This window comes from Microcoleus sp. T2B6 (assembly GCF_036700475.1).
GTDB lineage: Bacteria > Cyanobacteriota > Cyanobacteriia > Cyanobacteriales > Microcoleaceae > Microcoleus.
On the sequence record NZ_JAUBOZ010000154.1, the window covers coordinates 1 to 12,880 of the forward strand.

A 12,880-nucleotide genomic window follows, 5' to 3' on the forward strand; every position below is an offset into this window, starting at 1 on the left:
GTAACAGCGACTTGGAGCAAGTTTGGATGTTGGCTGAGTGCTGCTTCGATTTCTCCGAGTTCGATACGAAAACCGCGAACTTTGACCTGATTGTCGATGCGACCCAAAAACTCGATGTTACCGTCTGGTAGATAACGTGCCTTATCTCCAGTTTTATACAGGCTAAAACCTGGTTTATCGCTGAAGGGGTTGGGGATAAATTTTTCAGCCGTCAAATCGGGACGGTTAAGATATCCTCTTGCTAATCCAACGCTGGCAATATGCAATTCCCCATGAACGCCTATAGGAACGGGTTGGAGATAGCGATCGAGAATATAGATTTGGGTGTTGTCAATCGGACGACCAATTGGCAGCACGTCCATGCCTTCAAAGCATTGGGCAACGGTAGCGCAGACAGTGGATTCAGTTGGCCCGTAAGCATTGAAGAAACGCCGTCCCACAGCCCATTGAGCGACTAAAGAAGCCGGACATGGCTCTCCCGCGACGATGATATTCTGCAACGCTGGCAACTTTTCACTGGGCAGAGCAGCAAGTGCTGATGGCACAAGAGTAAGATGGGTAATCCTCTGCTCTTGCAATAGTCGCAGCAAAGGTAATCCCGGTTGCAACGACTCTCGCGTTCCCAGGCAAAGCCGTGCCCCCGAACACAGAGCCATGACAATTTCCGAGATAGAGGCATCAAAACTGAATGTTGCTAACTGGAGAACGCGACTATCTGGCTGCACATCAAATAGCTTGATTTGTGCCTGCGCTAGGTTGCACAAGCCTCGGTGAGCAATGAGAACTCCTTTGGGCTTTCCGGTTGAGCCAGAGGTGTAAATTACATAGACTAAGTTCTCTGGCGTCACGTCACTTTGGGGAGGAAGTTCGGGCATCACAGAGATTTCTTCCCAATCAGCGTCCAAGCAGACTATCCGTGCTTGATGTTCTGGTAACGAGGCAACCAGTTTTTGTTGAGTGAGTAAAACTGGCAGTCGTGAATCCTCGAGCATATAAGTGATGCGCTCAGTTGGATAGGCGGGGTCTATAGGGACATAAGCACCACCTGCTTTGAGTACGCCTAACAGTCCTATAATCATCTCAAAGGAACGTTCTACGCAGATTCCAACCAAAACTTCTGTCCCTACACCCAGCGTTTGGAGGTAATGTGCTAACTGGTTTGCCCTGGCGTTCAGTTCCCGATAGGTCAGTTGTTCCCCTTCAAAAACTACTGCCACCACATCAGGTGTTAGAGCCGTTTCCTCTTCAAATAACTGATGGATACACTTATCCTGGGGATATTCTTTTGTAGTGTTGTTCCACTCAAAGAGCAGTTGATGTCGCTCTGGTTGAGTAAGCAATGGTAATTCTGAAATTGGTTGCTGTGGATTAGCTGCGATCGCCTCCAGTAAAGTCTGGAAATGTCGGGCTATGCGAGCAATTGTCTCGTCATCAAACAAATCAGTATTGTATTCCCATTCTGCTACCAATCCAGAGGTTCTATTCTCCATTGATAGGGTCAAATCAAACTTAGCTATGCCAATTTCTACTGGATATGAGCTTACCGTTAACTCAGGCAGTTCAAAAGAAGGAACCAGAGCATCGTCAAGGGCAAACATCACCTGAAATAGTGGTGTATAACTTAAGTCTCGCGTGGGACGTAATGCCTCTACCAACTGCTCGAAGGGTAGGTCTTGATGCGCGTAAGCCCCTAGTGCAACTTCCCGAACTCGATTGAGTAATTGTTCAAAATTAGGGTTGCCCGACAGGTCAGTACGCAACACTAAAGTATTCACAAAAAAGCCAATCAGTCCTTCTATTTCCTGTCGATTCCGATTAGCAATTGGCGTACCTACTATAATGTCATCCTGCCCTGTATAACGATAAAGCAAGGTTTGAAACGCTGCCAATAGCAACATAAACAAAGTGATTCCTGTTCGCTTGCTATAAGCAACAAGTGCCAAACTCAACTCTTGAGAAATCGCAAACGATTGATGCGCTCCTTGAAAAGTCTGAACAGCAGGTCGCGGTCGGTCAGTAGGTAATTCCAATAAAGCTGGATCGTCTAATAGTTGTTGCTGCCAGTAATTAAGCTGGGTTTCTAATATTTCTCCTTGTAACCACTGCCGCTGCCAAACAGCAAAGTCAGCATATTGTATTGGTAACTCTGGTAAACGTGGAGACTTTCCAGAGCAGAAAGCTGTATAAAGTTCAGTTAATTCTTTTACGAATACCCCTAGCGACCAACCATCAGAAATAATATGGTGCATGGTGAGCAGTAAAACGTATTTTGTTTCACCTAGCTGTAGTACCGTACCTCGGACTAAAGGCTCTTGTTCCAGGTTAAAAGGTCGATTCGCTTCAACCTTCGCCAATCGTTGCGCCTCGATTTCTCGCTCGGTTTCTCGAATATGCAACAAGTTCACCACTTGTAGCTGACAATCGATACTAGAAGCAATAACTTGAACAGGTTGACCTTCTAATGTGGTGAAGTTGGTGTGTAAAACTTCATGTCGCTGGATAATTTCTTGAATAGCCCTCTCTAAAGTCACTATATTAAGCTGACCGAAAAGACGCAACGCGAGCGGGATGTTATAAAATGCACTTTCTGGTTGTAATTGGTCGAGGAACCACAACCTCGCTTGAGCGAACGATAATGGGATAGGCTCTGACCGCTTAATTGGTATAAGAGGCAAAGCTTCTTGTGATTGTCCGTTCTTGAGCGAATTCTCAACTCTAGAGGCTAATTCGGCAATCGTGGGAGCTTCAAATAAACTGCGGAGTGGTAATTCAATGCCAAATGTATCGCGCATCCTTGAAATCACTTGAGTCGCCAATAAGGAATGTCCGCCCAGTTCAAAGAAATTGTCCTGAACGCCCACAGCAGATTCAATTGAGAGGATGTTCCCCCAAATGCTGGCTAACATTTCCTCAATGGGAGTACGAGGGGCAACGAAAAATTTTTCCTGTTCTTTCCGCAAATCAGGTGCGGGTAAGGCTCGACGGTCTACTTTGCCATTGGGTGTCAGGGGTAGTGCCTCCAGCACCACAAAAGCACTCGGTATCATGTAATCAGGCAATTGCTGTTTAAGGAAATAGGGCAGGTCACTAATTCTGGGTACTAGATCCTGACATAGGACAATATAGGCGACTAATTGCTTGTCGTTTGTAGCGTTTTCTCTGACTATAACTACAGTTTCCCTTATAGCTGGGTGCTGCGCGATCGCTGCTTCAATTTCGCCTAATTCGATGCGGAAACCACGAATTTTTACTTGGTTGTCTATACGACCGAGAAATTCGATGTTACCATCTGGAAGATAACGTGCTAAATCAACTGTTTTGTAGAGGCGGTCAGAGGGTTTATTGCTAAAAGGGTTAGGGATAAATTTCTCTTGGGTTAAATCGGGACGATTGAGGTAGCCTCGTGCTAAACCGACGCCGGCAATGTGCAGTTCTCCAGGAATACCGATGGGAACGGGTTGAAGATAGCCATCGAGAATATAAATTTGTGTGTTCTGAACAGGTTTACCAATTGGTGTGTTTCTGTAGTTCTCGATTTGAGGGTGAACAGAATACAGAGTGGCACAAACTGTAGCCTCAGTTGGGCCATACCCATTGATGATTAGTAATTCAGGAACTTTTTCTACAATTTCTACTAACAACCGTTCATAAATCGGTTCTACTCCAACTAGCAATCTTTGCAAAAATAGCTTAGATTCTAAAGGATTCAGCCACTCCACCATTTCCTTGACCATAAATGGAGGAATATAGGCACTGCGAATCTGGTTAGTAAATAGCCATCTAAAAAATGCTTCGCTGTTCAGCTTTAAATAGTCTGAGGGAATCAATAGTGACCCACCAAATAAGAGAGGCGTAAAGATTTCATAAACTGAAACATCAAAGTTAATAGAAGTCCATAAACTACATTTATCTCCAATAGAAATTGGCTTGCGGCTTTGAAAGTCGTCTAAGAGATTCAGTACACCTGTATGATTACAACAAACCCCTTTTGGCTTTCCTGTTGAGCCAGAGGTGTAGATAACATAGGCCAAGTTTTTTGGTGTCACGCAAGTTATGATAGGCAGTTCACTCTCCTTAGAGATTTCTTCCCAATCAGAATCTAAGCAAATTACTTGTGCTTGATGTTCTGGTAACGAGGCGATTAGTTGTTTCTGAGTCAATAGAACTACTAGCTGCGAATCATCCAGCATATATGCGATGCGCTCAGATGGGTAGGCAGGGTCTATCGAGACATAAGCACCACCCGCTTTGAGAATGCCTAAGATTCCTACAATCATGTTAAAGGAACGCTCTACGCAAATACCTACCAAAACTTCTAGCCTTACTCCTTTCGCTCGTAAGTAATGTGCTAACTGGTTGGCTCTGGCATTCAATTCTCGATAAGTCAGTTGTTCCTCTTCAAATACCACTGCCACAGCATCAGGCGATCGCTCAACCTGTTCTTCAAATAACTGATGGATACACTTATCTTGAGGATACTCAATTTCTGTGTTATTCCACTCGACTAATAGCTGATGTCTCTCTTGTTCTGTCAGCAGAGGTAATTTAGAGATCGCCTGTTTGGGATTGGCTGCGATCGCCTCCAGCAAGGTTTGAAAATGACCTGTCATTCGAGCGATCGTGGCATCATCAAACAAGTCGGGATTGTATTCCCATTCTCCAATTAGCCCCGATGAAGTCTTTTCTATAAACAAAGCCAAATCAAAGTGTGTTATGCCAGTTTCTACTGCTAATGGACTTACCCTTAAGGCTTCCATTTGGATTTCAGGTAATTCATCGAGCAGCATGAACATCACCTGGAACAGTGGCGTGTAACTCAAAGAGCGTTCTGGCTGCAATATCTCTACTAATTTCTCAAACGGTAGCTCTCGATGAGTGTATGCTTCGAGCGTTACTTTTCGCACTCTAAACAGTAACTCCTCAAAGCTTGGGTTTCCTGCTAAACAAGTGCGTAACACTAACGTATTAACAAAATACCCAATCAAATCCTTAAATTCGGAGCGATCGCGATTCGCAATGGGCGAACCTACACAAAGATCGGTTTGCCCAGTATAACGGTAAAGTAATGTTTGAAACGCCGCTAACAGCGTCATAAAAATAGTCACTTTTTGCCGCCGACTTAAACCGATCAGAGCCTGGGTGAGCGGCTTGGAAATGACAAATCTATAATGTTTTCCTCGAAAGGTTTGTGTAACTCCTCGCGCTCGGTCGGTGGGCAGTTCTAATAGAGGAGGTGCATCTATTAGTTGTTCTTTCCAATAGGTTTGTAGGGAATCTAATACCTCACCTGTCAAGTATTGCTTTTGCCAAACTGCAAAGTCGGGATACTCAGCCGGGAGTGGCGGTAAGTCTTGGGATAAGTCATTGTAGAAAGCTGCTAACTCCCGCCACATGATGCCTAATGACCAACCATCCCAGACAATGTGGTGAGTTCTCAGCAAGAATATATGCTCTGTGTCTGTTAGCTTAAGTACACTCCCTTGGATTAAAGGGTCGCTAACTAGGTTAAAGGGCTTTTGGGCTTGTTCCGTTGCTAATCGTTGGACTTCTATTTCTTTGTCACTAGCAGGTAGCTTGCTTAAGTCTATGACTGGCACTGTCAAAATCAAACTTTCAGCAATGACCTGAACGGGCTGCCCGTTAACCGTCGCAAAGTTGGTTCGTAAAGCTGCATGGCGAGCGACGATCTTGTTCAGGCTTTGCTCTAGTACAACGATGTTCACTACGCCCAAGAATCGGAGAGCAAATAGTTCGTTGTAAGAAACGTTATTTGGGTCTAACTGGCTCAAAAACCACAGTTGTTCTTGAGGAAAAGACAGAGGTATATCCCGTTTTTCTGCGAAAGGTACAATTGTTTGGTTAGTATCGTTCGCGCTTGTATTGGTCTGGGACAGCAACGAGATAACTTTTGCTTTATGCAATACCAGTAAGTCCCGATCTTCCGATGTCATTACCCCCTTTGGAGCGCGAAAACGCAACGTATCGCCCTCTAGCCACAATTTGACACCGCGTTCGGCAAGTTCAGCTAAAAATTGATTGAGATTCATAGTGCGCCCTCCTCCATCTCATAGGAACGGAGTTCGCCACGTCTGCGGACATCCAGCGTCGCGCAATGGAAAGAACCCATGAAAGGATAGTAGCTTTCAAACTCACAAGGAATGGGTTTAAACCCCCAGTCTTTTAATGCTTGAATCGTGGATTCCTGTGATTTCTCCACGATAACTCGCTCTTCGTCGAGACTGAGTACATTCATATTGACCCACTGACTGATCACTTTTGTGTCATAAAGTGTCATCGGCGTTCGGTTCGGTTTAGGTGCCAGCAGGATATCCCAAGATTTGAAGTAGTCAGGCAAATTGTCAACATCTATGAAAAGCGGATTTACTAACACCTTTCCAGGAGCGAGGGGAACTAGAGTGGTGTCAATATGCAAGGCTTGTGGGCAAAGTGACTGAAGCTCGTGAACTCGATATTCATCGCCCAGGTGCCGTCGCACCCATTCGATCCCAAGACTGTTAGTGACGTGACTCTTCTGGACAAAAATATCCCGTCCAAAGCGTACAAAGTCTGCGGCATCAAACGTTGGCTCAAACTCAGTGATTACAAAGCGCCTTTCCTCACCTGGAGCGGGAGTTTTGTAATCTGGGTCATATTGTGCATCGAGTAGTTGTGGTTTGGGGGCAGCAACCCACTTGGCTCCTCCCTTTAAGTATTCTTTAAGTAGGGAGCGATAAGCCCATGACTCGAAATAACGACTGCGATCGGCCATTGGAGCTTCAATAATCTCATTCCCAATTACCAAGAAAACGTCGCGGGGATTGGCTGAACAAAAGCCATTAATTACTTCCCAATCAGGTGTGCGGAAGGAAGCAGAATAATCAACAACATCAGGCCGACGTACAACAACTCCTTCCGATTCAAGAATATGAGCAAATTCCTCGACGCACTTGCTAGCAGCCTGAACGAGCCACTCTGGATAGGGAAGCGGTTGTTTCTGCGTTCGCTTGGCTAAGCTCTCCAGTTGTTTTTCTTGACCGGGAAGCACTGTAGCGCGATGGATGGTATGCCAAGAGGGAACCATCGCCCCATCGACGATGCCAACAATAACTTCTTCAAGTGGGTCCCATTCATTGTAAGAACACACGGGAGATGGATTGCTAACTGTGCTTTTTGGCTCGAAAGATTTGACTGAGGCGAATTGAGTGAATGTACTTTTTTCTAAAGATTTAAGCTTCTTGTTTGGCTGCGCCGTGCGTAAAAGTTCTAATTGTTGAGACATTAGTTGAGACATTACTTGAAGCTGCTGGGAGATAATTTTTTCTAGATTTGTCTCTGGCTCTACGTTTTCATTGGGTTCATTCATTACTTTATCTTTGGAAAAGGCTATGGGTAAGTTCAATGCTTTTGTTTGAGCTAATTGTGGGGAGATTTTACTAGATTCTAAATAGGTTGTAGTTGCGCTAATCGGACAGATATCGCTTTCTTTAGAGCTTTTTTGTGACGGTTCCAAGGACATATTTTGCTCAATATAGGTAGCCAAAGCATCAATTGTTTCCAACTTTTCAAAAAACTGGTGAGCTTCTACCTCAACTCCAAAAGTGGTTTGAATGCTTCGCATAGCTTCTAAAAGAAGTAGTGAATCAATCCCCAGTTCTAAAAAGGTGGCAGAGACATCTATTTCTTTGACTTCTATGTGTAGCAACTTTGCTACTAAAGAAAGTAATTTTGAGCCAATGCTATCTGAGCGTGTGGTTTTTAATTCTGTATCTTCCTGTTGATTCTGAGCGGAGATGTCTATCTTTAAATTAGATACTTCTATCTCTGATTCTTTTAGAGCCATTTTTTCAGCATATTCATGTAGCGCCCGACGATCTACCTTGCCATTAGGTGTTAATGGCAGGGCATCTAACATCAGGAACACTCCTGGAATCATGTAATCTGGCAGTTTTTCAAAGAGAAAACCGCGCAGGTTGCTGCGAGAAATCGCCTTGGAGTCTCTTGGGACAATATAGGCTGCCAGATATTGGCGGTCTGCAACATCTTGTTGCATGACGATCGCGGTTTCTAAAACTGCTGGATGTTGTCTCAACACTGCTTCAATTTCGCCCAGTTCGATCCGGAAACCACGCATTTTTACTTGATTATCAATCCGACCTAAAAACTCGATGTTACCATCTGGTAAGTAACGGGCTAAATCACCTGTTTTATAGAGGCGAGAACCCACTTCATTGTTAAAGGGATTGGGAATAAATTTCTCATCGGTCAGTTCTGAACGGTTGAGGTAGCCTCGCGCCAACCCCACACCAGCAATATGCAATTCTCCGGGAACACCGAGCGGAACGGGTTGAAGATAGCGATCGAGAATATAGATTTGGGTGTTGTCAATGGGTCGTCCAATTGATAGCACTTCTGTACCTTTAAAACATTGTGCAATAGTAGCGCAGACAGTAGATTCAGTTGGACCGTAGAGATTGAAGAAACGCCGTCCATTTGCCCATCGCTCCACCAAAGAAGGAGGACACTCCTCTCCCCCTACAACCATATTCTCTAAAGCTGGTAATTCCTCATCAGGCAAAACCGCAAGCACAGATGGCACAAAGTTAGCATGGGTGATTTTTTGCTCCTTCAATAGCTGGAGCAACGCTGGCCCTGGCTGCAATTCTTCTCGCGTTCCAAGACAGAGCTTGCCCCCCGCACAAAGAGCCATCACAATTTCCCAGATAGAAGCATCAAAGCTAATGGAAGCAAACTGGAGAACGCGGCTATCCGGTCGCACGTTAAATAGCTTGATTTGTGTCTGAACTAGATTGCACAATCCTTGGTGAGCAATAAGAACTCCTTTAGGTTTTCCGGTTGAGCCGGAGGTATAGATTATGTAAGCCAAGTTTTCCGGTGTCACGTCAGTGATCGGAGGAAGGAAGGACATCACAGAGATTTCTTCCCAATCAGCGTCCAAGCAGACTACCCACGCTTGATGCTGTGGTAACGAGGCGACCAGTTTTTGTTGAGTCAATAGAACTGGTAGTTGCGAATCATTGAGCATATAAGCGATGCGCTCAGATGGATACGCAGGATCTATGGGAACGTAAGCACCACCTGCTTTGAGAATGCCTAAGATTCCCACGATCGCATCAAAGGAACGTTCGACACAGATGCCTACCAAAACTTCTGGCTTTACACCTAGCGATCGCAGGTAAAGTGCCAGTTGGTTTGCCCTTGCGTTCAATTCTCGATACGTCAGTTGCTCCCCTTCAAAAACTACCGCCACAGCGTCAGGTGTCCGTTCTACCTGTTCCTCAAATAGCTGGTGAATGCAGCGATCGTGGGGATATTCTGTGGTTGTATTATTCCAATCGTTTAATATTTTATGTCGTTCGGCTTCTGTCAAAAGCCGGTGGTCAGAAAGTTTATCTTTAGTGGCTTGCATGATGATTTTACCTAGTCAATGAATTGAAAGCGAAGATGCACGGTTTATTGTTGTAAGGGTGATTCATGAACCACCCCGATTCAGCAAAATCAAGCAAAAGGAACCGAGAACAGGACACCGCCCTCGGTATAAGGCGCTTGCAAAGGGCTAACAGGAATACCCGGGAAGTTGCGATCGCTCATTTCGCTGTAGTTCCCCACTGCGGAAATCGCATTCAAAGCAAAATTATTCGACAAACCCAGACTTTCACCCACATTTCCTTCCACTCCCAAAAAGCGCCGGACAACTGGATCTGAACTATTGACGGCTTCAGCTACATTTTTAGAAGTTAAACCCAGTTCTAACGCTTCATAAAGAGAATAAGTAACTCCAGAAACCACATCCTTCCACTGGGATTGATTCTCGTCCACCACCATTGCTAAAGGCTCCTCTCCCAAAACTTCTGGAAATGGCTGATGCTGGTCTCGCTGCTCTGGGGGTAAGGTCAGAAGACGAGAGATAATCAGACTTCCATCGCCGGTAATCGCATCCAATTCGCCCTTGATATAACTATCAAATAGGGTCGGGAAGCTATCTAAGGCTACGATTTCCGCATTAATGCCCGAAGCACTCAACTTTTCTCGCAGAGTTGCCTCAGAAGTGGTATTTGCAGTCACGCCAATTCGGCGACCTGCAAGCTGTTCAAAAGAGGTAATTCCGCTGGCGGTTGGTGTTGCCACAAATTGAGCATCGTAAATATTAATGGGGGCAAAATCTACCCCCAGCAAAGCATCCCGCTTGAGGTTGAGGGTGGCATTGCGGCTAGTTACATCAACGATGCCATTGGCGACATCGCTGAAGCGCTGAGCACCCGTTTTCTGAATCACGAATTCCACTGCGTTGGGGTCGCCAAATAGGGAAGCTGCTAGTCCCCGACCCAAATCGACATCAAATCCGCTTAAGTTGCCGTTGGCGTCAGAAAAACCGAGTCCAGGTGCATCATTTCTCACCCCAACGCGCACGAACCCCCGGTCTAAAACTTCCTGTAAAACGTTGCGGTTGTCGTTATTTACCAAGGGTACACTTAATTCGTCAGTCCCGGAAAATGGTGGATAATAAAGCAGTCCCCCAGGCTCGACAAACATTAGTTCATTGAGCTGGCGCGGCAGCACTTCGGGATTGAAATTGCGATTGTAAATCTCTTCGTAATTACCAATTTGTTGGATAACTTTCAACGCAAAATCATTTTTGAGTCCCAAAGATTCTCCTAACTTCCCTTCCACGCCTAAGAAGCGCTTACTGGCAGAATTTCCATCAAGAAATTCATTCACATTCTGGGAGTTAATGCCAAAGAACTCGGCTTGGATGGGAGCGTTGACCACCCAGCGCACCACATCAGCCCATTCAGACTGATTTTCCGGCACAATGAGTGCTAAAGGCTCTTTAGAAATGGCTTCATCCAGGATGACTTGATTTCCCGGATTGGATAAGGTGGGAATGCGATTGCTCAGCACCCCGCGATTAATCGAAACTGCCCCCAATTGTCCCGCATCGTAAGCGCCAACCTGAGCATCTTGTGAGGGGAAAGTTTGGATGTTGAGGGCGATTCCGGCACGTTGGGCGGCATCTATTAAATTTTGCTGAGAGCGCGTTCCTGCTAATACGCCGATGGTTGTTGCTGATAACTGCTCAACAGAACTAATTCCACTATTACCACGCACCAATACCGCTTGAGTGTCGAAGAAAACTGTAGGCGAATAATCTACTCCTAAACTGGCATCGCGGAGCACAGATTGAGTGGGCAAAGTGGCGGCGATATCCACTGCGCCACTGGCAACACTATTAAAGTCTTCACCTGCCTTGACGACTACGAATTCTACTGCATTCGGGTTCCCAAACAAAGCAGTGGCAATGGCGCGACTAAAATCAATACCCATCCCACTAAATGAACCATCGGCTTCTCGGTTGCTAAATCCGAGTGCATCCTCGTTAACTGCAACCCGCACAAACCCGCGCTTTAAGATTTCTTGAAGTTGAGAGCCTGTGGGTGTTATACTGGCAACGGGCGATCGACCTTCAGCCGCTCCAAACCGCGCATAATGTTCAAATCCGCTTGAGAAACTACCGTTGGCAACTGCTGCTGCTACCTGGGGGTTAGCATCTAGATAAAATTGCTCGTTGAAGGAAATTTGTGGCGTTCTTTTTTCAATAAAACCAAACTTTACCCAATGCTCGAAGCCGTTGGGAATAATGCCTGAAGCTACGGCTTGTGCCACGTCGGGATTTTCTTGCAGATAGGTGCTTTCGTTGTAGTTAAGAATGGTCATACTCCTGTAATTCGATAATTTGTGTTCTCAATTGGCAGGGATTCGGATCAACGCTGAATTCTGCTCCAACCGCAGCCTATTCCGGCACCTTGCTATTGTTGGATGGTTTTGTTAAGCAATAGGTGAATTATGCTATTGCTGTTGTGTTAGCCGAACCCTCGCCTTCACTTAGAAAACAGTCAACTGCACCCACTGTTCTCCCAATCTTTCAGCACCTTTCAAAAAGTTGGCTCAGTACGAAATTTCTTGCCGGACGCTGCTATTGCACCCATACGTCCGCTCTTGAATGCCTTGGCAGCAGTAATACTCGGATTTTTCGAGCCACTACCCCCTGTAGATTCAATTTAATCTTTTGGCAAGCTTTACTCTTCAGCTTATTTATTTGTCATCTATCTCTAGATATATTTAAGATAACTCTTTGGATAGATGCTTGTCAAGGGAAATCAATAAAACTTTTGTAAAGAAAAGGTCATGGAAGGTAAAATTCAACATTTCGTTGTTTAGACGTGAGTAATGTAGAAAAAGGTTGAGAAGAAATGCCCCCATTTACATTTACTTCTAGAGCAAATAGTTCTTGAGATAATTTATACATCCTTATATCATTCGTTCATAGGGGATTTACTGATCTAACAATGATGTACGCACTATTCTGTAAATCACGAGCTAAAAAATAGCCGTAATTGCACGCTCGACGTGCGATCATACACACTCTGAACTATAGCAATCCTAATTGATTTTCTCGCTTCCGAAAAATTGAAGTCCTTGCTAGACAAGGAGTCTAGCAAGACAAGGGGCCATTATCTTTTGAGACTCAGATCGGATTGCTATATATGCTAGTAATTAAGTAGAAGTCCCTTTTGTAGCGTTAAACCCTGATTATAACTGTATCGTTCAAAAGCTATGAAAGTCTCTTAATTGCTTCCACAGGCTTTGAGACGGCATCTTATCTGTATGATACTTCCTCTCCCCCGCCTTTGTAAGTCGGAAAAGTCGGATCGTAAAGTCGGAAAAGTCGGATCTTCCATAATCTATCGAGCTCAGGTTCCTACAACTTTAGGGAACTGTGTAGGACTGGTGCAGGACAGCTATCAAAACCAGACAATGCTATGGCTGCGGTGGTGGGACACCGAGGGCAATTTGCTGCTGA

The 12,880-nt window shown here is 45.1% G+C and carries 3 protein-coding genes and 1 pseudogene; 1 reads left to right on the top strand and 3 read right to left on the bottom strand.

Annotation, left to right across the window (positions count from 1 at the left end):
* The 3 genes from QUA00_RS34355 to QUA00_RS34365 all read right to left on the bottom strand — a co-directional run.
* The coding region (locus QUA00_RS34355) for an amino acid adenylation domain-containing protein (protein WP_333412974.1) at positions 1–6,047 on the bottom strand (6,047 nt) is incomplete at its 3' end.
* A complete protein-coding gene (locus QUA00_RS34360; RefSeq protein ID WP_333412976.1) occupies positions 6,044–9,427 on the bottom strand; it encodes an amino acid adenylation domain-containing protein in 3,384 nt (1,127 codons plus the stop codon). The genes QUA00_RS34355 and QUA00_RS34360, both read right to left, overlap by 4 nt.
* Before the next feature lie 89 nt (positions 9,428–9,516).
* Entirely contained in the window at positions 9,517–11,733 is a 2,217-nt protein-coding gene (locus tag QUA00_RS34365; protein WP_333412978.1) for a transporter substrate-binding domain-containing protein, read from the bottom strand.
* Positions 11,734–12,786: 1,053 nt separating this feature from the next.
* Here QUA00_RS34365 and QUA00_RS37010 point away from each other — a divergent pair.
* Positions 12,787–12,880, top strand: a pseudogene (locus tag QUA00_RS37010) (Uma2 family endonuclease); the annotation flags it as partial.